The 22,762-nt window shown below is 72.7% G+C and carries 13 protein-coding genes; 4 read left to right on the top strand and 9 right to left on the bottom strand.

All coding sequences use genetic code 11. The features are described from left to right. Positions 1-26: 26 nt before the first annotated feature. The 4 genes from glgB to L7D48_RS03405 all read right to left on the bottom strand — a co-directional run bounded on the left by glgB (position 27) and on the right by L7D48_RS03405 (position 8,197). Positions 27-2,768: a 1,4-alpha-glucan branching enzyme gene (glgB, locus tag L7D48_RS03420; protein ID WP_237877240.1), complete on the bottom strand. Its 2,742-nt coding sequence runs from the start codon at positions 2,766-2,768 to the stop codon at positions 27-29. Positions 2,769-2,796: 28 nt separating this feature from the next. Next, positions 2,797-4,257, bottom strand: coding sequence for a phosphotransferase (locus L7D48_RS03415; RefSeq protein WP_237877238.1), 1,461 nt, complete (start codon positions 4,255-4,257; stop codon positions 2,797-2,799). Positions 4,258-4,485: 228 nt separating this feature from the next. Then, on the bottom strand, positions 4,486-6,183 hold the full coding sequence (gene treS / locus L7D48_RS03410) for a maltose alpha-D-glucosyltransferase (RefSeq protein WP_237877236.1): 1,698 nt from the start codon (positions 6,181-6,183) through the stop codon (positions 4,486-4,488). Further along, entirely contained in the window at positions 6,170-8,197 is a 2,028-nt protein-coding gene (locus L7D48_RS03405; protein WP_237877234.1) for an alpha-1,4-glucan--maltose-1-phosphate maltosyltransferase, read from the bottom strand. Before L7D48_RS03405 ends, treS begins: the two co-directional genes overlap by 14 nt. A gap of 425 nt (positions 8,198-8,622) precedes the next feature. Here L7D48_RS03405 and glgP point away from each other — a divergent pair, with 425 nt between their 5' ends. Beyond that, positions 8,623-11,205 (top strand): alpha-glucan family phosphorylase, encoded by a 2,583-nt coding sequence (glgP, locus tag L7D48_RS03400; protein ID WP_237877232.1) that lies wholly within the window; start codon positions 8,623-8,625, stop codon positions 11,203-11,205. 135 nt (positions 11,206-11,340) lie between these two features. Here glgP and L7D48_RS03395 read toward each other — a convergent pair whose 3' ends face one another. The 3 genes from L7D48_RS03395 to L7D48_RS03385 all read right to left on the bottom strand — a co-directional run bounded on the left by L7D48_RS03395 (position 11,341) and on the right by L7D48_RS03385 (position 17,588). Continuing rightward, the gene (locus L7D48_RS03395; protein WP_237877260.1) at positions 11,341-13,314 is read right to left on the bottom strand and encodes a M4 family metallopeptidase; all 1,974 of its coding nucleotides are present in this window, start codon (positions 13,312-13,314) and stop codon (positions 11,341-11,343) included. Between the two features lie 375 nt (positions 13,315-13,689). Beyond that, positions 13,690-15,612 (bottom strand): ABC transporter ATP-binding protein, encoded by a 1,923-nt coding sequence (locus L7D48_RS03390; RefSeq protein WP_237877230.1) that lies wholly within the window; start codon positions 15,610-15,612, stop codon positions 13,690-13,692. Beyond that, entirely contained in the window at positions 15,609-17,588 is a 1,980-nt protein-coding gene (locus L7D48_RS03385; RefSeq protein ID WP_237877228.1) for an ABC transporter ATP-binding protein, read from the bottom strand. The genes L7D48_RS03390 and L7D48_RS03385 overlap by 4 nt, the downstream gene beginning before the upstream one ends. Before the next feature lie 164 nt (positions 17,589-17,752). Between L7D48_RS03385 and L7D48_RS03380 the strand changes: the two genes are divergently transcribed. After that, positions 17,753-18,061: a hypothetical protein gene (locus L7D48_RS03380; protein WP_237877226.1), complete on the top strand. Its 309-nt coding sequence runs from the start codon at positions 17,753-17,755 to the stop codon at positions 18,059-18,061. Between the two features lie 47 nt (positions 18,062-18,108). Here L7D48_RS03380 and L7D48_RS03375 read toward each other — a convergent pair whose 3' ends face one another. Then, positions 18,109-18,660, bottom strand: a complete 552-nt coding sequence (locus L7D48_RS03375) for an ATP-binding protein (protein ID WP_237877224.1) — start codon at positions 18,658-18,660, stop codon at positions 18,109-18,111. Between the two features lie 228 nt (positions 18,661-18,888). After that, complete coding sequence (locus L7D48_RS03370; RefSeq protein WP_093661829.1) at positions 18,889-19,656, bottom strand: enoyl-CoA hydratase/isomerase family protein; 768 nt, start codon at positions 19,654-19,656, stop codon at positions 18,889-18,891. Between the two features lie 263 nt (positions 19,657-19,919). On the opposite strand from L7D48_RS03370, the gene glgX reads away from it, so the two are divergent. Next, positions 19,920-22,163, top strand: coding sequence for a glycogen debranching protein GlgX (gene glgX, locus L7D48_RS03365; RefSeq protein ID WP_237877222.1), 2,244 nt, complete (start codon positions 19,920-19,922; stop codon positions 22,161-22,163). Positions 22,164-22,266: 103 nt separating this feature from the next. Further along, positions 22,267-22,497 (top strand): EF-hand domain-containing protein, encoded by a 231-nt coding sequence (locus tag L7D48_RS03360; RefSeq protein WP_237877220.1) that lies wholly within the window; start codon positions 22,267-22,269, stop codon positions 22,495-22,497. The last annotated feature ends 265 nt before the right edge of the window (positions 22,498-22,762 follow it).

Below are 22,762 nucleotides of genomic sequence, written 5' to 3'. Positions count from 1 at the left end.
CCCTGCCCGCCGCGACGGCGTACGGCTCAGGCGGGCACGAGCCAGATCGTCGCCAGCGGCGGCAGCGTCGGGGCGATGCCGGCCGGGCGGCCGTGCGCCGGAGCCGCGTCCGCCTTCAGCACCCCGGGGTTGCCCACGCCGCTCCCGCCGTACCGTGCCGCGTCGGTGTTGAGGACCTCCCGCCAGGCGGGGATCCCCGCGGGGACGCCGATCGGGTAGCCGTGCCGGACGACGGGGGAGAAGTTGGAGACGGCGATCAGCGGCGAGCCGTCGGCGGCGTACCGCAGGAACGCGAAGACGTTGTCGTCGGCAGCGCCCCCCTCGATCCAGGAGAAGCCGGCCGGATCGGTGTCCAGCTCCCACAGGGCGGGCGTGGCGGTGTAGACGCGGTTGAGGTCGCGGACCAGATCCCGCACCCCCTGGTGGTCGCCGGCGGCCGAGTACGCCGGGTCCAGCAGCCACCAGTCCGGCCCGTGCGCCTCCGACCACTCCGCACCCTGTGCGAACTCCTGCCCCATGAAAAGCAGCTGCTTGCCCGGATGGGACCACATGAAGCCCAGGTACGCCCGGTGGTCGGCCCGCTGCTGCCACCAGTCGCCCGGCATCTTCGACACCAGCGACCGCTTGCCGTGCACCACCTCGTCGTGGGAGATGGGCAGGATGTAGTTCTCCGAGTAGGCGTACACCATCGAGAACGTCATCTCGTTGTGGTGGTACTTGCGGTGGACCGGCTCCCTGACCATGTACTCCAGGGAGTCGTGCATCCACCCCATGTTCCACTTGAAGCCGAAGCCCAGCCCGCCGAAGCCGCCCGGCCCGGTGTGGTGGGTGGCGCGGGTGACGCCGTCCCAGGCGGTGGACTCCTCGGCGGCGGTGATCACGCCGGGGCAGCGGCGGTAGACGGTGGCGTTCATCTCCTGCAGGAAGGCCACCGCGTCCAGGTTCTCCCGGCCGCCGTACACGTTGGGGGTCCACTGGCCGGACTCGCGCGAGTAGTCCAGGTAGAGCATCGAGGCGACGGCGTCCACGCGCAGGCCGTCGATGTGGAACTCCTCGCACCAGTAGACCGCGTTGGCGACCAGGAAGTTGCGGACCTCGGTGCGGCCGAAGTTGAACTCCAGCGTCCCCCAGTCCGGGTGCTCGGCGCGGGCCGGGTCGGAGTGCTCGTACAGCGCGGTGCCGTCGAAGCGGGCCAGCGCCCACTCGTCCTTGGGGAAGTGCGCGGGCACCCAGTCCATCAGCACCCCGATGCCCTCCTGGTGGAGGCGGTCCACCAGGTACCGGAAGTCGTCGGGGGTGCCCATGCGCGCGGTGGGGGCGTAGAAACCGGTGACCTGGTAGCCCCAGGAGCCGCCGAAGGGGTGCTCGGCGACGGGCATCAGCTCCACATGGGTGAAGCCCAGGTCCTTCACGTACGCCGGGAGCTGCTCGGCCAGTTCGCGGTAGGTCAGCCCGGGGCGCCAGGAGGGCAGGTGCACCTCGTAGACGGACAGAGGGGCTTGGTGGGGAGCGCGTTCGGCGCGGCGGGCCAGCCACTCCTCGTCGTGCCAGGTGTACGCCGACTCCTCCACGACCGAGGCGGTCGCCGGCGGGACCTCGGTACGGCGGGCCATCGGGTCGGCGCGCAGGGTGTGGGAGCCGTCCGGGCGGGTGATGTCGAACTTGTACAGCGCGCCCGCGCCGACCCCGGGCAGGAACAGCTCCCACACACCGCTGCCGCCCAGTGAGCGCATGGGGCAGGCGGTGCCGTCCCAGCAGTTGAAGTCCCCGGCGACCCGCACCCCCAGGGCGTTGGGAGCCCAGACGGTGAAGCGGGTGCCGGCCACCCCGTCGACGGTCATGGGGCGCGCGCCCAGCGCCCGCCACAGCTCCTCGTGGCGGCCCTCGCCGATCAGATGCAGGTCCAGTTCGCCGAGCGAGGGCAGGAAGCGGTACGGGTCCTCGGTCTCCAGCTCGTCCTGGCCGGGTTCCTCCCCGTAGCGCACCAGCAGCCGGTAGGAGGGCATCGAGGGCTCGGCGGCCAGCGGGAGCACGCCGGAGAACAGCCCGTCCCCGTCGTCGTGCAGCTCGGCCCGCACACCCTCGGCCAGGACGGCGACACAGCGGGCGTAGGGCCGCAGCGCGCGGAACAGCACCCCGCCGGGCACCCGGTGTGCGCCGAGCACCGTGTGCGGGTCGTGGTGGGAGCCGTGCAGCAGGCGCTGCCGCTCACCGGGGTCCAGCGCGGCGGCGCGCCCGACGCCCTGCCCGGCCGGGGCGTCGTCGCTCCGGCGCGGTGCGGGCGGGCGGGCGCCGGGCCAGTTGGGGGCGTGGTCCTTCAGCGGCTCGTCCTGGCGCAGGGCCACGGGTTCGGACGCCGCCGCCTTCCCGGCCGCGACCTTCCGCGCGGGGGCCTTGCCGGCGGCCCTGGCCGCGGTCTTCCCCGCCGGGACCTTCTTCGCGGCGGCCTTCCCGGTCGCCGCCTTCTTCCCGGTCACCGCCTTCTTGGCGGCGGTCTTCTTCGCGGCTGTCTTCTTGGCCGCCGCCTTCTTCGCCACGACCTTCCCGGTCGCGGTCTTCTTGGCGGCCGTCCGCTTGGCGGAGGTCTTCTTCGCCGCGGTCTTCCCGGCGGCGGGCTTCCCTCCGGCGGGGTCCGCGGCGCCGGCCGGGCCCTTCGGGCCGGCGGCTCCCTGGGCGGCGGCCGGGGCGGCGTCCTCGTCCCGGCCGCCGGTGCGGACGGGCCGCGGGGAGGTCTCGGAGAACGGTCGGCTGTCGGGACGGGGGGTCACGGAAGGGGCCTCCTGTGCACGGAATCGTTCAGGTGTCCGCGAGCCGCTGGACGGCGGACATCGGGATGGCGAGCCAGGCGGGGCGGTGCCTGGCCTCGTAGAGCACTTCGTAGACGGCCTTGTCCGTCTCGTACGCGCGCAGCAGGACGTCCTCGTCGCGCGGGTCGGAGCCGGAGGCGTCGGCGTAGCCGGAGCAGTAGGCGTCACGATTCTTCTCGGACCACTCGCGGGCCCATCCGGCCTCGCCGGGGGAGGAGCGGGCGTGCTGGCACGCCGCGTAGTCGAAGGAGCGCAGTATCCCCGCGATGTCCCGCACCACCGGCTGGGGGCGGCGGCGTTCGGCGATGGGACGGGCGGGCTCGCCCTCGAAGTCGATGACCGACCAGCGGCCGTCGTCCCCCGCGCACAGCGCCTGGCCCAGATGGAGGTCGCCGTGGATGCGCTGGGCGGACCAGGAGCGCCCGCCGCGGCCGAGCCCGGCGACGGCGTCGAAGACGGTGTGCAGCTTCCCCCGGTAGGGGCGCAGGGCGGGTACGGCGGCGGCCGCGGCCTCCAGCCGCTCGTTCATGCCGGAGGCGATGAACTCCAGCTGGCGGCGGCCCAGCGCCGTCACCGGCAGAGCCTGCGCCAGTGTGGTGTGCACCTCGGCGATCGCCCGGCCCAGCGCACGCGCGGAGCCGGAGAAGTCGCCGTGCGAGGCCAGCGAACCCAGTGCGAGCTGCCAGCCGTCGCTGGTGCCGGGCAGGAAGGGCTGGAGCACGCCCAGTGTCATCGGCTCGCCCGCCTCACCGCCCTCGCCGGGGCGTTCGCCGGGGCGCGCCTCGAACCAGGCGGCCGGCGCGGGCACCCGGTCCGACCCGGCCCGCGCCAGGGCCAGCGGCAGTTCCAGATCGGGGTTGACGCCGGGGCTGACCCGGCGGAACAGCTTGAGGATGTGGCTGTCGCCGTAGACCACCGAGGAGTTCGACTGCTCCACGCTCAGCGGCCTGGGCGGCAGCCCCTGCGGGATCGTGGTGCCGCGCTCCCGCTGGAAGAGCAGCGGGCCGAGCCGCCCGGGGGAGCGCAGCCGCTCCAGCAGTACGGCGGCCAGCCTCGGATCGTGCAGGGCCTCGTACACCGTGCGGCCGGCCAGCGGCCCGTCGGCGGGGTGCCCGATCAGGGATCCGGCCAATGGCGGCGGCAGGGCGTCGCGCACGCCCAGCAGCAACTGGTAGCAGTCGGCGGGAACCGGATGGGTCTGTTCCGGCCCGCCGGGCTGGCGGGCCCGCACCAGCAGGTGCAGCAGACCCGGCGCGGCGCCGCTCGTGCACGGCAGCAGCTCGGTGGCGGCGACGAGGGCGAATCCGCTGACGGGCCGCCCCTTCCCGGCGAACCAGCGTTGCCGCGGAAGCCATTCGGTGAGCAGTGGCGTGAGCGAACGCAGCAGCGCCGCGCCCTCCGGCTCGCGCGTGGCGACGACGGCGGCGCGCGGCGAGGAGCTGTCCGACATGGCGTCCTTTCCCCGGGCACACGAAAGGTACGGCAGAGTGTCCCGGATTGCGGCTGTGGCTGTCCGGCGGTGCGGGACGTGTCGGGGAGTACCCACCAAGCGGGCTAGCGAACTGCTTCGAGCGGTGCGATCGGTGGTGGGAGGAATACTGCCCGCGGCGGCCCGGGCCCAATCCGTGTCCGGACTCGTTCCCGGGCCGCCGCTGTCCATGCCTGCCCTACCCCCGCCTCACGCCTGCTCGCGCAGCCGGAACCAGTAGAAGCCGTGTCCGGCCAGCGTCAGCAGGTACGGCAGCTCCCCGATGGGAGGGAACCGCACCCCGCCGATCAGCTCCACCGGGTGGCGTCCGCCGAAGGCGTTCAGATCCAGCTCGGTGGGCTGCGGGAACCGCGAGAAGTTGTTCACGCACAGCACCAGGTCGTCCCCGTACTCGCGCAGGAAGGCGAGCACCGCCGGGTTGGACGAGGGCAGTTCGGTGTACGTGCCCAGCCCGAAGGCCGGGTTCTGCTTGCGGATCTCGATCATCCGGCGGGTCCAGTGCAGCAGCGAGGAAGGGCTGCTCATGGCGGCCTCGACGTTGGTGACCTGGTAGCCGTGGACCGGGTCCATGATCGTGGGCAGGAACAGCCGGCCCGGATCGCAGGAGGAGAAGCCCGCGTTGCGGTCGGGCGTCCACTGCATCGGGGTGCGCACCGCGTCCCGGTCGCCCAGCCAGATGTTGTCGCCCATGCCGATCTCGTCGCCGTAGTACAGGATCGGCGAGCCCGGCAGGGACAGCAGCAGGGCGGTGAACAGCTCGATCTGGTTGCGGTCGTTGTCCAGCAGCGGGGCCAGCCGCCGCCGGATGCCGATGTTGGCGCGCATCCGCGGATCCTTGGCGTACTCCGCGTACATGTAGTCGCGCTCCTCGTCGGTGACCATCTCCAGGGTCAGCTCGTCGTGGTTGCGCAGGAAGATGCCCCACTGGCAGCCCGAGGGGATGGCCGGGGTCTTGGCCAGGACCTCGGAGACCGGGTAGCGCGACTCGCGCCGCACCGCCATGAAGATGCGCGGCATGACGGGGAAGTGGAACGCCATGTGGCACTCGTCGCCGCCCTTGGAGTAGTCGCCGAAGTAGTCGACGACGTCCTCCGGCCACTGGTTGGCCTCGGCCAGCAGCACGGTGTCGGGGTAGTGGGCGTCGATCTCGGCGCGGACCTTCTTGAGGAACTCGTGGGTCTGCGGGAGGTTCTCGCAGTTGGTGCCCTCCTGCGCGTACAGGTAGGGGACCGCGTCCAGCCGGAACCCGTCGATGCCCAGGTCCAGCCAGAACTTCAGCGCCGAGATCATCTCCTCCTGGACCTGCGGGTTCTCGTAGTTGAGATCCGGCTGGTGGGAGAAGAAGCGGTGCCAGTAGTACTGCTTGCGCACCGGGTCGAACGTCCAGTTGGACGCCTCGGTGTCGACGAAGATGATGCGGGCGTCCGGGTACTGCTTGTCGTCGTCGGCCCACACGTAGTAGTCGCCGTAGGGGCCGTCGGGATCGCGCCGGGACTCCTGGAACCACGGGTGCTGGTCGCTGGTGTGGTTCATGACCATGTCGATGATGATCCGCATGCCGCGCTGGTGTGCGGCGTCCACGAACTCCACGAAGTCGGCGAGGTCGCCGAACTCGGGGAGCACGGAGGTGTAGTCGGCGACGTCGTAGCCGCCGTCCCGCAGCGGGGACTTGAAGAACGGGGGCAGCCAGAGGCAGTCCACGCCCAGCCACTGCAGGTAGTCGAGCCGGGCGGTGAGGCCCTTCAGATCGCCGATGCCGTCGCCGTTGCTGTCCTGGAAGGACCGGACCAGCACTTCATAGAAGACGGCCCTCTTGAACCAATCGGGATCGCGGTCCTTGGCGGGCGTGTCCTCGAACGTGTCGATGACGGGTTCATTGACGGTCATGGTTGGGTGACCCTCCGGTCTGTGGGGACGGTCGCAGGGAGAGGATGTGCGCGGGCGCCGCGCCGCGGCCCGGCTCCAGGCGCACATAGTTGTCCCTGCCCCAGTGATAGGTCTCGCCGGTGAGCTCGTCGCGCACCGGAAAAAGTTCGGCGCCACTCGCCTGAGCGGGAGTGAGGCCGAGTTCCGCCAGGTCCAACGAGACCGTGGCCTCGTGGGTGTGGTGGGGGTCGAGGTTGACCACCGTGAGAACCGTGTCGGCGTACGGGTGTGCGCAGTGCTTCGAGTAGACGATGATCGACGGGTTGTCGCTGTGGTGGAAGCGCAGGTTGCGCAGCTCCTGCAGTGCCGGATGGCGGCGGCGCAGCCGGTTCAGTTCGGTGAGGAGCGGGGCGATGGTGGTGCCCGCACGCTCCGCGGCCGCCCAGTCGCGCGGGCGGAGCTGGTACTTCTCCGAGTCAAGGTACTCCTCGCTGCCCGGCCTGACCGGTGTCGACTCGCACAGCTCGTAGCCCGAGTAGACCCCCCAGGTGGGAGAGAGGGTCGCGGCGAGCACCGCGCGGACCTCGAAGGCGTGACGCCCGCCGTTCTGGAGGTAGGCGTGGAGGATGTCGGGGGTGTTGACGAAGAAGTTGGGCCTCATGTACGAGGCGGCGTCCCCGGAGAGTTCGGTGAGGTACTCGGTCAGCTCGTCCTTCCCGTTGCGCCAGGTGAAGTAGGTGTAGGACTGCTGGAAGCCGATCTTGGCGAGGGTGTGCATCATCGCCGGGCGGGTGAACGCCTCGGCCAGGAAGATGACGTCGGGGTCGGTCCCGTTGACCTCGCCGATCACCTTCTCCCAGAAGACGACCGGCTTGGTGTGCGGGTTGTCCACGCGGAAGATCCGTACCCCGTGGGACATCCACATCCGCAGGATCCGCACGGTTTCGGCGACCAGCCCGTCCATGTCCGCGTCGAACGCGATGGGGTAGATGTCCTGGTACTTCTTCGGCGGGTTCTCGGCGTAGGCGATCGTCCCGTCGGGGCGGTGGTGGAACCACTCCGGGTGCTCCTTGACCCACGGGTGGTCCGGGGAGCACTGCAGGGCGAAGTCCAGGGCCACCTCCATGCGCAGTTCGCGGGCGCGCGCCACGAAGTGGTCGAAGTCCTCGAAGGTGCCCAGGTCCGGGTGGATCGCGTCGTGCCCGCCGGCGGCCGAGCCGATGGCCCAGGGGCTGCCGACGTCGTGGGGGCCGGCGGTCAGGGAGTTGTTGGGCCCCTTGCGGAACGATTCGCCGATGGGGTGGACGGGCGGCAGGTAGACCACGTCGAAGCCCATGTCCGCGATCGCGGGCAGCCGCTCGGCGGCCGTGCGCAGGGTGCCGGAGACGGGCGGCTCGCCCTCCTTCACCACCGCGCCCTCGGAGCGGGGGAAGAACTCGTACCAGGAGCCGAACAGCGCCCTCCTGCGCTCCACCAGCAGCGGCAGGGGGCGGGTGGCGGTGACCGGTTCGCGCAGCGGGTGGCGGTCCAGCGCGGAGACCACCTCGGGTGCCAGCGCGGCGGCCAGTCGCGCGGCGACCGGGCGGGAGGCGTCGCGCAGGGCCTCCACCGCCTCCAGTACGGCCGCGCGGCCGCCGTCCTCGGGCACCCCCGCGGCGGCCCGCTCGTGCAGCAGCGCGCCCTCGGTGAGGGTCAGCTCGGCGTCGATCCCCGCCGGGACCTTGATCCTCGCGTTGTGCCGCCAGGTTCCGACCGGATCGCCCCACGCCTCGACGGTGTAGGACCAGCGCCCCTCCGAGCCGGGGGTGACGTCGGCGCCCCAGCGGTCGGTGCCCGGCGCCAGTTCCCGCATCGGCGTCCACGGGCCCGGGCTTCCGCTCGGATCCCGCAGGACGACGTTCGCGCCGACCGCGTCGTGGCCTTCGCGGAAGACCGTGGCCGAGACCCGGAAGGTCTCGCCGGCCACGGCCTTCGCCGGGCGGCGCCCGCAGTCGACGAGCGGATGGACGTCCAGTACGGGAATGCGACCGATCATTGGATCACCTGGTGGCGTTACGGATGGTTTTGTTCTTTCTATCTGTTCCACAGACCGTTGACGGGCCGGGGGCATGGCCGCTCCTGTCCGCTTTCACTCGGCTGGCGTGACGGTTGTTCCGGGAGAACCCGGGAAGGGCGGTAGGAGGAGAGACTGCCCGCCCGGACGGGACGGGCATCCGCCTCAATGTGAACTACTGGTAAGCAAAAGTGCCCAACCTGACCGTTCCCGCCACGAGCCGGGAAACTCCTTCTCTCTTCGCGCCGGTGGCGGCACCGGGTGCCAGGCGGAGGGCCGGCGGGGGGCGGACCGGGCGCCGTGCGCGGGCGCACGACGAGTGCTCGCATATGCGCCTATGGGGCCGTTGGTGATGTGATGACGGGTTACCGGGCGAAATGGGGAGCGAATCCGGCTACCGTCGAGGTGTGAAGGCCATTCGTCGATTCTCTGTACGTCCCGTCCTTCCGGAGCCCCTACGACCGCTCAGCGACCTGGCGCACAACCTGCGCTGGTCCTGGCACCCCGAGACCAGAGAGCTCTTCCGCCGCGCCGACCCCGACGGCTGGCGGGCCTGTGGCGGCGACCCGGTGCGGACACTGGGCACCGTCTCCGCCCGGAGGCTGGAGGAGCTGGCCCACGACCGCGACTTCCTGGAGCGGCTGTCCGCCGCCGCGGCGGATCTGCGCGAGTACCTGACCGAGCCGCGCTGGTACCAGCGCGCGGAGGACGAACTGCCCGCCGCCATCGCCTACTTCTCCCCCGAGTTCGGCATCACCGCCGCCCTGCCCCAGTACTCCGGCGGACTCGGCATCCTCGCCGGGGACCACCTCAAGGCCGCCAGCGACCTCGGCGTCCCGCTGATCGGGGTGGGCCTGCTCTACCGCCACGGCTACTTCCGCCAGAGCCTGTCGCGCGACGGCTGGCAGCAGGAGCACTACCCCGTCCTGGACCCCAACGAGCTGCCGCTGGAGGTGCTGCGCGAGCCGGGCGGCGCCCCGGTCCGCGTGGACCTGCGGCTGCCCGGCGCACGCACTCTGCGCGCCCACGTCTGGCAGGCCCGCGTCGGCCGCGTCCCCCTGCTGCTGCTCGACTCCGACGTGGAGGACAACGCCCCGCGCGAACGCGACGTCACCGACCGGCTCTACGGCGGCGGCAGCGAGCACCGGCTGCTCCAGGAGATGCTGCTGGGCATCGGCGGAGTGCGGGCGGTGCGCGCGTACTGCCGTGTCACCGGCCACCCGGAACCCGAGGTGTTCCACACCAACGAGGGGCACGCCGGCTTCCTCGGACTGGAGCGCATCCGGGAGATGAGCGGGGAGGGCGTGCCCTTCGACACCGCGCTGGAGGCCGTGCGCGCCGGGACGGTGTTCACCACCCACACCCCCGTCCCCGCCGGCATCGACCGCTTCGACCGCGAGCTGGTCGCCCGCCACCTCGGCGACGACGGCGAGCTGCCCGGCGTGGACGTGGAGCAGGTGCTGCGGCTGGGCACCGAGACCTATCCCGGCGGTGATCCGGGACTGTTCAACATGGCCGTGATGGGGCTTCGGCTCGCCCGGCTCGCCAACGGCGTCTCCACACTGCACGGCGCGGTCAGCCGGGAGATGTTCGCCGGGCTGTGGCCGGGCTTCGACGCCGCCGAGGTGCCCATCACCTCCATCACCAACGGCGTCCACGCCCCCACCTGGACCGCCGACGAGATGCGGGCGCTGCCCGCCGGCGCCGGCGGTGCCGAGTTGTGGGAGACCCGCCGCACCCTGCGCGAGCACCTCGTACACGAGGTGCGCCGGCGGCTGCACGCCTCCTGGCGGCAGCGCGGCGCCTCGGACGCCGAACTCGGCTGGATCGACGGAGTCCTGGACCCGGACGTGCTCACCATCGGCTTCGCCCGGCGCGTCCCGTCCTACAAGCGGCTGACGCTGATGCTGCGCGACCGCGAGCGGCTCACCGAGCTGCTGCTGCACCCCACCCGGCCCGTCCAGCTCGTGGTCGCGGGCAAGGCGCACCCGGCCGACGACGGCGGCAAGCGGCTGATCCAGGAACTGGTGCGGTTCGCCGACGACCCGCGGGTTCGCCACCGGATCGTCTTCCTGCCCGACTACGGCATGGCCATGGCGCAGAAGCTCTACACCGGCTGCGACGTCTGGCTGAACAACCCGCTGCGCCCGCTGGAGGCGTGCGGGACCTCCGGGATGAAGGCGGCGCTCAACGGCTGCCTCAACCTCTCGGTGCGGGACGGCTGGTGGGAGGAGTGGTACGAGCCGGACTTCGGCTGGGCCATCCCGACCGCCGACGGCGGCGGACCCGGCGCGGCGCACGAGAGCGCGCAGGACCGTCAGCGGCGCGACGACATAGAGGCCGCGGCGCTCTACGAACTGCTCCGCGAGCATGTGGCGCCGTGCTTCTACGACCGCGGACCGGGCGGCGACGGGCTGCCCGAGCGGTGGATCGAGATGGTCCGCCAGACCAGGCAGAGGCTCGGGCCGAAGGTGCTCGCCGACCGGATGGTGCGCGAGTACACCGAGCGGCTGTACAGCCCGGCCGCCCGTGCCCACCGGGCCCTGGACGCCGGCGCCGCCGGGCGGCTGGCGGCCTGGAAGGCGCGGGTGCGCGCGGGCTGGCCGCGGGTGGCGATCGACCATGTGGAGTCGGTCTGCGAGTCCGTGGAGCTGGGCGGCTCACTGTCGCTGCGGGTGCGGGTGGCCCTGGGCGGCCTGGAGCCGGACGACGTGGAGGTGCAGGCGGTCGCCGGGCGGGTGGACGAGTCGGACTCCATCGCGGGCGACGAGGCGGTGCGCGTACCGCTCAAGCCCTCCGGCGGGCCGGAGGAGGACGGAAGCCGGCTGTACGAGGGGCCGCTGACGCTGGACCGCACCGGGCCGTTCGGCTACACCGTCCGCGTCCTGCCCTCCCATCCGCTGCTGGCGGACCCGGCCGAGATGGGGCTGGTGACCCTGCCGCCGGACGACCTCGGCGCCCGGGAGGCCGCCGGGGTGCTGCTGCGCTGAGGGGCGGGGAGGCGGAACCGGGAGACGGGGGGAGGGGAGCCGCGCCACCGGTGCGGCTCCCCTCCCCCTCTCCGTTCCCGCCGTTCCGCGTTCACCGGCCCGGAGCGCGGGCCGGGACGCGGATCGCGGCGTGGATCAGAACGTCAGCTTCCAGCTGTCGATGTAGCCGGAGTCGGAGCGGTAGACGTCCCTCACGCGCAGCTTCCAGGTGCCGGAGGCGGCCTCGGAGGAGGCGTTGACCGTGTAGGACGCCCGGACGTCGTCGCCCGAGTCCCAGGAGCTGTTCTTGAGGCGGTAGGTGCTCCCGTCCGGCGCCACCAGGTCGATGACGAGGTCACCGCGGTAGGTGTGGACGATGTCCACGTCCACCTTCAGCGTGCTGGGCGCGTTGCCGGACCTGTTCACCGTGATCGGCGACTCCACGGTGCCCGGGTCCGGGATGGAGTGGTCGTCGGTGTTCTCGAAGACGTTGTCGCCGGGCTCCTCGCCGCCGCCCTCGTCGGGCCGGGAACCGACGTTGACCGCGGCCCAGGCGTGGGCCACCGCCTTGTGCTGGACGCTGTCGGCGCCGAACAGGTCGGCCGCGGCGGAGAGGGTGGCGGTGCGGGCGCCCGCGTAAGTGGTCGTCGACGTCATCTTCTCGGTGAGCGCCTTGAACCAGATCTTCTCGGCGGCCGCGATCCCGATACCGGTCACCGGCTTGCCGTCGGAGGTCGGCGAGTCGTAGGAGACGCCGTTGATGGTCTTGGCGCCGCTGCCCTCGCTGAGCAGGTAGAAGAAGTGGTTGGCCGGGCCCGAGGAGTAGTGGACGTCGATGCTGCCGATGCCGGAGTACCAGTAGTCCTTGGAGCTGCCGTCCCGGCTGGGCTTGTCCATGTAGCGCAGCGGGGTGCCGTTGCCGCGGATGTCGATCTTCTCGCCGATGAGGTAGTCGCCGACGTCCGAGCTGTTGTTCGCCCTGAACTCCACGGCAGCGGCGAGGATGTCGGAGGTCGCCTCGTTCAGGCCGCCGGACTCGCCGCTGTAGCGCAGTCCCGCGGTGTTGGAGGTCAGACCGTGGGTCATCTCGTGGGCGGCGACGTCGATCGAGGTGAGCGGCCTGGAGTTGTTCGCGCCGTCGCCGTAGGTCATGCAGAAGCAGGAGTCCGACCAGAAGGCGTTGACGTAGGCGTTGCCGTAGTGCACCCGGCTGTAGGGGGCCTTCCCGTCGTTGCGGATGCCGTTGCGGCCGTGGACGTTCTTGTAGTAGTCCCAGGTCAGGGCCGCGCCGTAGTGGGCGTCCACGCCGGCTGTCTGGCGGTTGGACGGCGAGCCGTTGCCCCAGAGGTCGTCGGCGTCGGAGAACAGGGTGCCGGTGCCGGAGGAGCCGCCGTTCAGGTCGTAGGTCCGGTGGTTGCCGCGGTTCACGTCGGTCATCGTGTAGGAACCGCCGGACCCACTGGTGCCCAGGGAGACCCGGCCGCTGTACATGCTCTCGCCGGTGCCGGTGTGCACGCCCTCCCACTCGGCCAGCTTCTCGCCGGTGGCCGCGTCGGTGACGATGTGCAACTCGCTGGGGGTGCCGTCCTCCTGGGTGCCGCCGACCACGCGCTCCCAGGCGAGCACGGGCTTCCCGTCGGCGGCCCAGACCACCTTGCGGGGCGCGGTGCTGCCCTCGGCCGCGGCCTTGGAGGGCTTCTCCGAGGCCGGGGCGGAGGTGGAGGGGACGGCGATCCTGGCCGCGGTGGCCTTGGCGACCTCGGCCACCGCACCGCCGGGCGACTCCTCGACGACCAGGTCGCCACCGAGCACGGGCAGCCCGTCGTAGGTGCGCTCGTAGCGGGTGTGGACGGTGCCGTCGGCGTTCTTGATCACGTCGCGGACGACGAGTTTCTCCTTGGCGCCGAGGCCGAGGGCCCTGGCGGTGGCGGAGCTGTCGGCCTCCGCGTCGCGGAGCAGTTCGGCCCGCTGGGAGGGGGAGAGCTTGACGGAGAGGGCGCCGGGGTCGGGCTCGGCCTGGGGCGCGGCGGTGGAGACCTGCGACTGGAGGCCGACGGCCAGCAGCGCCGAGGCGGCGACGAGGGCGCCGGTGGCGGTGGCACGTCTGCGGGGGGTGGATCTGCCTATCACGCTGAACTCCTCGCTGGAGAGCGGTGTGGAGACGGAGACGGTGCGCCTGAGGGTGTGGGGACCCGTGGGGGAGCGGCTGTGCACAGCGTGGAGAGAGTGGCACCGAAACGGTGATGATGACAGGGCCAGGTCAAGAAAATGGCCGGAATCTGTCCGCTGTCGGAAAATCGCTGTCCGCTGACCGAACGCGATGGAAACGGTGGAGAAACCGGGCCGTCACCGGGGTCCGCCAGGCTCGGGAGGGTCGGGTGCGGGCGTCCCGCCCGGCGGGTGCGGCCCCGCCGGACGGGACGCCGGACGGGACACCGTCCGGTGCCCCACCCGGCCCGTGCGCCGGTCGATGCGTCGGGCTTGTGCGTCGGGCTCTGCGCCCGGTCAGGCCAGGCTGTCGCGCCAGGCGCGGTGGAGCCCGGCGAAGCGGCCGTCGCCGGCGATGAGATCGGCCGGCGAGCCGTCCTCGACGATGCGCCCGGCCTCCATGACCAGCACCCGGTCGGCGATCTCCACCGTCGACAGCCGGTGGGCGATCACCACGGCGGTGCGCCCGCGCAGCACCGTGTCCATGGCCCGCTGGACCGCGCGCTCACCGGGGATGTCCAGGGAGGAGGTCGCCTCGTCCAGGATGAGCACGGCCGGATCGGCCAGCAGCGCCCGGGCGAAGGCGACCAGCTGGCGCTGCCCGGCGGAGATCCGGCCGCCGCGCTTGCGCACGTCGGTGTCGTACCCCTCGGGGAGGGCGGCGATGAAGTCGTGGGCGCCGATCGCCCGCGCCGCCCGCTCGATCTCCTCCCGGCTCGCCTCCGGGCGGCCGATCGCGATGTTGTCGGCGACCGTCCCGGAGAACAGGAACGCCTCCTGGGTCACCATGACCACCCCGCGTCGCAGCTCGGAGGTGGCCAGCTCCCGCAGATCGGCGCCGTCCAGCAGCACCCGGCCCGCCGTGGGGTCGTAGAAGCGCGCCAGCAGCTTGGCAAGCGTGGACTTGCCCGCACCGGTGGAGCCGACCACCGCGACCGTCTGCCCGGCCGGGATCTCCAGATCGAAGCGGGGCAGCACCTCGCCTCCCGTGCGGTAGGCGAAACGCACCCCCTCGAAGACCACGCTGCGGCCCGGCCGCCCGCCGGCCGGCGGCGGCAGCCGCCGGGGATGCTCCGGCTCGGGGACGCCGGGCGCCTGGGCGAGCAGCCCGGCGATCTTCTCCAGCGAGGCCGCCGCGCCCTGGTAGGAGTTGAGGAACATCCCCAGCCGGTCGATCGGGTCGTACAGCCGCCGCAGGTACATCGCCGCCGCCGCCAGCACGCCCAGCTCCAGCGAGCCGGACGCCACCCGGTGGGCGCCCCACAAAACGATGGCGGCCAGCGCGGTGTTGGCCACCAGCCGGGAGGAGACCACATAGCGGGCCATCTCCAGGATGGCGTCCCCGTTGTACCGCAGGTGGCGGTCGTTGAGCCGGCCGAACTCCGCCTCGCCCGCCCGCTCGCGGCGGAACGCCTGCACCGGGCGGATGCCGTTCATCGTCTCCACGAACTTCACGATCATCGCCGCGGTGGCCGTGGACTTCCTGCGGTAGACCCGCAACGAGCGGCGCCGGAAGTTCCGCACGATCAGCAGGAGCGGAACGAAGGAGAGCAGTGCCGCGCCACCCAGGCCCAGGTCGAGCCAGAGCAGCACCGAGCAGATGTAGACCACCGACAGGATCACGCCCAGCAGCTCCTGCAGACCCTCGTCGAGCAGCTCGCGCAGCGCCTCGACGTCGGTGGTGGCGCGGGAGATCAGCCGTCCGGATGTGTAGCGGTCGTGGAAGTCCACGCTGAGTACCTGGGCGTGCCGGTAGATCCGGCCGCGCAGCTCCAGCAGCACGCTCTGGTTGACCCGGGCGGCGGCGCGGACGAAGGCGTACTGCAGGCCGCCCGAGGACAGCGCGCACACCGCGTACCCCGCCGCGACGGCGGCCAGCGGGCCGCCGTCGCCGCCGCGCAGGGCGGGCACCGCCCGGTCGATGGCGTACGCGACCAGCAGCGGACCGGCCTGTACGGCGGCCTGCTGGAGCAACAGCAGGAGGGCGGCCACCACCACCCGCGGCCGCAGCGGGCGCAGCAGCGAGCCGAGCAGCCGCAGCGAGGCGCCCTTCGGCGCGGGCAGCACATCGCGGTCGAAGGCGTCGGGCGCCCCGGGGTGCCCGGACTCCTCCGCCGGGCCGGGCGGTCCGGGCGGTTCGGTGCCCGGTGCGGCCTTCGCGTCCAGTGAGTCCCGTGCGTCCCCGTCCCCGGAGGACGGTTCGGTGACGGTGGCGGTCATCGCTCCTCCTCGTACTGCTCGTGCCGCTCGCCGGACATCAGATGGCGGTACTCCGCGCTGGAGCGCAGCAGTTCGGCGTGGGTGCCGACGGCGGCGATCCGGCCCCGGGACAACAGCGCGACCCGGTCGGCCAGCAGCACCGTGGAGGGCCGGTGCGCCACCACCAGGGCGGTGGTGCCGGCCAGCACCTCGCGCAGGGCGGCCTCCACCAGCGCCTCGGTGCGAACGTCGAGCGCGGAGAGCGGATCGTCCAGCACCAGGAAGCGGGGGCGGCCCACGACGGCGCGCGCCAGCGCCAGCCGCTGGCGCTGCCCCCCGGACAGGCTCAGCCCCTGCTCGCCGACCTGGGTGTCCAGCCCCTGCGGCAGTGCCGCGGTGAACTCCTCGGCCCGGGCCACCCGCAGGGCACGCACCAGTTCCTCCTGAGCCGGGCCCCCCGCCGGATCCTCCACCGTGCTCTCCGCCGCGCCCATCAGCACGTTCTCGCGCACGGAGGCGGAGAAGAGCGTGGCCTCCTCGAAGGCCACGGCCACCAGCGAGCGCAGCTCCTCGCGGGACATCGCGGCGATGTCCCGGCCGTCGAGGGTGATCCGGCCGGATGTCGCCTCGTGCAACCGGGGGATCAGGGCGGTGAGCGTGGTCTTGCCGCTGCCTGTGGCGCCGACCAGGGCCATGGTCTCGCCGGAGCGGATGTGCAGATCGACGCCGTCCAGGACGGGCGGGGTGTCCGGCGGGGTGTCGGGATGGCGGAAGACCACACCTTCGAAGCGCAGGCCGTCCCGAACGGCCCCGGCCCCTCCGGACTTCCCCGCTTTCCCGGTCTCCCCGGTCTTCCCGGCCTCCCCGAGCGGAGCGGGGGAGGGGCGCTCGGCGGCGAGGGTGTCGGGCGGCACCGGCTCGTCCAGCACCTCGAAGTAGCGGTCGGCCGCCGTCGCCGCCTCGTTGCTCATGGCGATCAGGAAGCCGATCGACTCCACCGGCCAGCGCAGTGCCAGGGCCGTGGTGAGGAAGGCGACCAGGGTGCCCGCCGACAGCTCGCCGTCGGCCACCTGGACCGTGCCCCACACCAGAGCGGCGCCGATGGCCAGTTCCGGCAGCGCCGTGATGACCGCCCAGATGCCCGCCAGCAGCCGGGCCTTGCGCAGTTCGGTGCCCAGCAGCCGCCGCGAGAGCTCGCGGAAGGCACGGGCCTGGCTGCGGTGGCGGCCGAAGCCCTTGATGATCCGGATGCCGAGGACGGCCTCCTCCACGACCGTGGTCAGATCGCCGATCTGGTCCTGGGCCCGGCGGGCCTGGAGGGAGAACCTCGTCTCGAAGACCGAGCAGAACACCACCAGCGGCGCCACCGGTGCCAGCAGCACCAGCCCCAGCGTCCACTCCTGGGACAACAGCACGGCGAAGCCGACGACGATGGTGGTGCCGTTCACCAGCAGGAAGGTGAGCGGGAACGCCAGGAACAGGCGGATCAGATGCAGGTCGCCCGTGGCGCGCGACAGCAGCTGCCCGCTCGCCCAGCGGTCGTGGAAGGCGACCGGCAGCCGCTGCAGGTGCCGGAACAGGGCGGCGCGCATCGATGCCTCCACCCCGGCCAGCGGACGGGCCACCAGCCAGCGCCGCAGCCCGAACAGCGCGGCCTCCAGCACCCCGACGGCCAGCAGCAGCGCGCCGCCCAGCCACACCCCACTCGTGTCGCGTCCGGCGATCGGCCCGTCGACGATCCACTTCAGGATCAGGGGGATGACCAGGCCCAGGCAGGAGGCGAGGACCGCGACGAAGGCCGCCGTGAACAGCCGGGCCCGTACCGGGCGGACGAAGGGCCACAGGCGCAGCAGCGAGCGTACGGCGGAACGGCTCCGCCGCCCGGCGGGTGCGGACGCGACCGCGGTGCCCGGCTCCGGCGGGCCGGAGCCGCCGGAGCCGCCGGGACCGGGGTGCGGGGGATCGGGGCGCGATGGGCTGGTGGCGGTGGCAGACATCACGAGCGAGACTACGTTTCATCACTGACAGGACACACTCGGTTTTCCGCCGTAGGACCGACGGCCGGGACCGCCCGGCCGGAGCCCCGCGCGGACGGGCTCCGTACCGCCCGCACCGACAGACCGAGGGCGGCCTGTCGGTGCGGGCACCTACGCTGCCCGGTATGAGTCAGGCAGAACTGAGAGAACTGCGGGCCGCGCTGCACACCGCGTCCGACATCGTCTTCACGCTGGACGGCGAGCCCTCGGCGGAGCAGGCGGAGCAGCTGACCGACGCGCTGCGCCGGGCGCTGGACGCGGCCCGGTCGCTGGGCGGGGACCGCGGTGGCACGGGCTGCCGGGAGCACCCGCGCGGGGCGGTCGATCCGCTCTACGGGGACAAGGACGATCCGCTTCCGCCGGGCTGGGGGCGGTGCCTGCTGTGCAACGACCGGCGGCGCCGGGCGGGCACGCGGCGGTACGCCGCACGCTGAGGCGTGCGGGAGCCGAGGGCCGGACGCGGACGGCGGGCCGGCGCCGGTCAGCGCTCCTCGTCCCGCAGTTCGAACCAGGTCGTCTTGCCGAGCGGCAGCAGGTCCACGCCCCAGCGGTCGGAGAGGTGGTCCACCAGGAACAGTCCGCGTCCGCTGACATCGAACTCGTGGACGGGCAGCAGGCAGGGCAGCCCGCGCGAGGGATCGCGCACCTCCACCCGGATCCGGCCGCGCTGCCGCCGCAGCCGCAGCCCCAGGGACTGGGCCCCGGTGTGCCGTACGGCGTTGCCGACCAGTTCGGAGACGAGCAGCACGGTGTCCTCGGCCAGGGCCTCGGGCAGTCCCCAGCGGTTCAGCAGGACGGACCGGACCAGCCGGCGCGCGGTGCGCGCGGACTCGGGGCGGTTGGGCAGCCGCACCTCCGCGGTGGCCGGGTCGCCGAACTCGGCCGTCTCGGCCGTCTCGGCCGTCTCGGCCGGTTCGCCGAGTGGGCCGGCCCCGGTGGACGGGCCGGCCCCGCACGGCCCGTCGTCGGGGACCGCGGGGGGCGGTTCCTCCCCCGGTACCGATGCCGTGTGCGCCGTGTTCGCTCCCGCCATGGGCCAATCATGGCCGCGAAACGGCCGCCGTGCGGCCGTACAGCGTGAATTCCCGGCCGGCGGCAGGCCGTTGGGGTCGCGCCGTGCCGTACGCGCACCGGTTGTGTGCGCCGGAGGGGAGCGTGGAACGGCTCGCGCGCCGTTCCACGCCCCCTGCGCTCCGGCCGCTTCCGGCGGCCGGGCGGCCCACCCACCGGTCCGCCGACCGGGCGGCCCGCCGGCCGGGCGTCAGCGGAACTTCGCCTTGCCCGGCCCCTCCTCGACGAAGCTGCGCATGCCGGTCTCGCGGTCCTCGGTCGCGAACAGCCCGGCGAACCAGGTGCGCTCGATCGCCAGCCCGGTGTCGATGTCCGCCTCCAGCCCGGCGTCGACGCACTCCTTGGCGGCGCGCAGGGCGATCGCCGGGCCGGCCGCCAGCCTCGCAGCCCAGGCGTGCGCCTGCTCGTAGACCTCGGCCGCGGGCACGACCTTGTCCACCAGGCCGATGGCCAGGGCCTCGTCCGCCTTCACCTGGCGGCCGGTGAAGATCAGGTCCTTGGCCCTGGAGGGGCCGACCAGCCGGGACAGCCGCTGGGTGCCGCCGGCGCCGGGGATCAGCCCCAGCAGGATCTCGGGCTGCCCCAGCTTGGCGTTGTCGGCGGCGATCCGGATGTCGGCGCACAGCGCCAGCTCGCAGCCGCCGCCCAGCGCGTAGCCCGTCACCGCGGCCACCACCGGCTTGGGGATGCGGGCCACGGCGGTGAAGGAGTCCTGCAGACCGCGGGACCTGGCGACCATGGCCGCGTGGTCCATCTCGCGCATCTCCTTGATGTCCGCGCCCGCCGCGAACACCTTCTCCCCGCCGTAGATCACCACGGCCCGTACGTCGTCGCGGTGCGTCGCCTCCTCGGCCAGCTCGCGCAGCCGGTCCTGGGTGGCGATGTCCAGCGCGTTCATGGGGGGACGGTTCAGTCGGATGGTGCCGACGCCCTCGGCGACCTCAAGAGTCACAGTCATGGGGGCAGGTTAGCCCCCGTTAACGCCGAGCGGTCCGCCGCCTCCCGGCCGTACGGGCCCCGCCCGGTCCCAGTCCGGTCCCAGTCCGGCCCTCACCCGGCCGGAGCAGCGCGGTGGAAAGAAGACGATCACAGGGGTGAGGCGGACGGCCCGAACGGGAACACTCCTGCCAGACCCGGGCACCGGACCCGTGCGGCAGGCGCGCCGCGCGGGCCCCGAACCCGCCCCCGCCGCGAGCCGCCGGAGGCCACAACGTGTCGGACGTGTCGAGCGCACCCGAACAGCACACGCGCCGGGAGCCCCGGTACGCCGGGGCCCCCGCGACCCCTGCGGCCGCCCCCACCGTCTGGCCCGGCAGCCCCCAGCCGCTGGGAGCCCGCCACCACGTCGGCCCGGGCGGGGTGGCGGGCACCAACTTCGCCCTGTGGTCGGCCGGCGCCGAGGCCGTCGAGGTCTGCCTCTTCGACGACGACGGCAACGAGACCCGCTGCCCGCTGACGGAGCACACCCAGGAGATCTGGCACGGCTTCGTCCCCGGAGTCGGCCCGGGGCAGCTCTACGGCTACCGGGTGCACGGCCGCTGGGACCCGTGGACGGGCGCCCGATGGAACCCGGCCAAGCTGCTGCTGGACCCGTACGCCCGCGCGGTGGACGGCGAGTACGCCCTGCCGCCGGAGGTCTACGGCCACGTCCGCGACTGGCCGCAGCGGCACCTGGCCGACACCGTGCGCGACGAGAGGGACTCGGCGCCGTACGTGCCCAAGGGCGTCGTCGTCGACTCGGCCCTCGGAGCCGGGCCGGGAGGCGGGGACGAGTGGGCCGACGACCGCCGCCCCAAGACCCCCTGGGCCGACTCGGTCATCTACGAGCTGCACGTGCGCGGTTTCACCATGCGCCACCCCGGCGTTCCGCCCGGACTGCGCGGCACCTACGCCGGACTGGCGCACCCGGCCGCGATCGAACACCTGGTGAAGCTGGGCGTGACGGCGGTGGAGCTGCTGCCGGTGCACCAGTTCGCGCACGAGGACCACCTGCTCCGCCGCGGCCTGCGCAACCACTGGGGCTACAACTCCGTCGGCTACTTCGCGCCGCACGCCGCGTACGCCGCCGACGGCACGCGCGGCCGGCAGGTGGGGGAGTTCCGGGAGATGGTGCGGGCGCTGCACGCCGCCGGGATCGAGGTCATCCTCGACGTGGTCTACAACCACACCGCCGAGGGCAGCGAGCTGGGACCGACCCTCTCCCTGCGCGGCATCGACAACCGCGGCTACTACCGGCTGGCCGACGACCCGCGCCACTACGCCGACTACACCGGCTGCGGCAACACCCTGCACGTCGTCCAGCCGCAGGTGCTGCGGCTGATCACCGACTCGCTGCGCTACTGGGTGCAGGAGATGGGCGTGGACGGCTTCCGCTTCGACCTGGCCGCCGCGCTGGCCCGGTCCATGCACGACGTGGACATGCTCTCCCCCTTCCTCGCGGTCATCGCCCAGGATCCGGTGCTGCGCCGGGTGAAGCTGATCGCCGAGCCCTGGGACGTGGGCGCGGGCGGCTACCAGGTGGGCGCCTTCCCGCCGCTGTGGACGGAGTGGAACGACCGCTACCGCGACACCGTCCGCGACTTCTGGCGCGGTGCCCTGCCGGACGTGCGGGACCTGGGCTACCGGCTGTCGGGCTCCAGTGACCTGTACGCCTGGGGCGGGCGGCGGCCGTACGCCTCGGTCAACTTCGTCACCGCCCACGACGGCTTCACCCTGCGCGACCTGGTGAGCTACGAGCGCAAGCACAACGAGGCCAACGGCGAGGACAACCGCGACGGCACCGACGACAACCGCTCATGGAACTGCGGGGTGGAGGGCGAGACCGGCGACGAGGCGGTCCTCGCCCTGCGGCGGCGCCAGCTGCGCAACCTGCTGTCCACCCTGCTGCTGTCCACCGGGGTGCCGATGCTGGTGGCGGGCGACGAGATGGGCCGCACCCAGGGCGGCAACAACAACGCCTACTGCCAGGACAACGAGACCGGCTGGGTGGACTGGTCGCTGCTGGCCGAGCCCGCCTGGCGCGAGCTGTACGCCCTGGCCTCGCGGCTGATCGCGCTGCGCCGCTCCCACCCGGTGCTGCGGCGCAAGGCCTTCTTCTCCGGGCGCGCGCACGGCCCGGAGGGGCTGCGTGACCTGGCCTGGTTCACCGGGAGCGGCCGGGAGATGACCGAACCCGACTGGTACGCGCCCGGTGCCACGCTGGGCATGTACCTGTCCGGTCGGGACATCCCGCAGCGCGACGAGCGGGGCGGCCCGGTCGTCGACGACAGCTTCCTGGTCGTCCTCCACGCCGGGCACGAGGACGGGCGCTTCAGGCTGCCGGGGCCGCCGTGGGGGCAGGACTACGAGCTGCTGGTGGACACCGCGCGGGAGGATCAGCGGGAGGAGCCGGGCACGGTCCACCCGGCGGGCGAGGCGGTCGTGCTTCCGGCGCGCTCGGTGCTGGTGTGGCGCGTGCTGCTCTGAGATGCCTGTGGTGCCATTTCATACGCGGGTGGCCCCTGTGACGCCGGTGATCGCCCGTTAGGGTGTGCGCGTCACGACCGCACGAGGGAGGGGACGACAGGCGATGGCCGACATGGAGACCGCGCGCGAGGCGTTCGACCGCTTCGACCTGGACGGGGACGGACTGGTCACCGCGGCGGAGTTCCGCAAGGTACTGGGCGAGCTGGGGGACTACACCCTCACCGTGGACATGGCCCAGACGCTGATCAACCAGCACGACAGCGACGGCGACGGACTGCTGTCCTTCGAGGAGTTCTGGCAGGCCCGCCAGAAGGCAGCCACCCGGTCGGCGTAAGGCGCGGCGCGGTCCTCGCGACACGGGCGGGGGCACAGCGCGGCGAGGCGGGGCGGTCACCACAGGGAGCAACCCAGGGTGACCGTCCCGCTTTTCTGTGTCATAAGTGGCTTTTGTCGGTTGACGCACCGGATGCGGCACCGAACGGTGCGGCGGCACCACCGAGCCCGCCGTGCCCACCGAGCCCGCCATGCCCCGCCCCCCGACCGGGGCCGGGCGCGCGGCACGACACGGAAGGACCACGATGCGCACCAGACGCCCAGCC

It is taken from the genome of Streptomyces sp. ICN903 (assembly GCF_022015835.1).
Classification (GTDB): Bacteria; Actinomycetota; Actinomycetes; order Streptomycetales; family Streptomycetaceae; genus Streptomyces; species Streptomyces fenghuangensis.
This window is presented reverse-complemented; position numbering and strand designations above follow the sequence as displayed.

Bases quoted from the DNA above. Each gene is read 5' to 3' on its own strand.
- L7D48_RS03415 (WP_237877238.1), bottom strand. From the start codon at position 4,257: ATGTCGGACAGCTCCTCGCCGCGCGCCGCCGTCGTCGCCACGCGCGAG.
- treS (WP_237877236.1), bottom strand. From the start codon at position 6,183: ATGACCGTCAATGAACCCGTCATCGACACGTTCGAGGACACGCCCGCC.
- L7D48_RS03405 (WP_237877234.1), bottom strand. From the start codon at position 8,197: ATGATCGGTCGCATTCCCGTACTGGACGTCCATCCGCTCGTCGACTGC.
- L7D48_RS03390 (WP_237877230.1), bottom strand. From the start codon at position 15,612: ATGACCGCCACCGTCACCGAACCGTCCTCCGGGGACGGGGACGCACGG.
- L7D48_RS03385 (WP_237877228.1), bottom strand. From the start codon at position 17,588: ATGTCTGCCACCGCCACCAGCCCATCGCGCCCCGATCCCCCGCACCCC.
- L7D48_RS03380 (WP_237877226.1), top strand. From the start codon at position 17,753: ATGAGTCAGGCAGAACTGAGAGAACTGCGGGCCGCGCTGCACACCGCG.
- L7D48_RS03375 (WP_237877224.1), bottom strand. From the start codon at position 18,660: ATGGCGGGAGCGAACACGGCGCACACGGCATCGGTACCGGGGGAGGAA.
- L7D48_RS03370 (WP_093661829.1), bottom strand. From the start codon at position 19,656: ATGACTGTGACTCTTGAGGTCGCCGAGGGCGTCGGCACCATCCGACTG.
- L7D48_RS03360 (WP_237877220.1), top strand. From the start codon at position 22,267: ATGGCCGACATGGAGACCGCGCGCGAGGCGTTCGACCGCTTCGACCTG.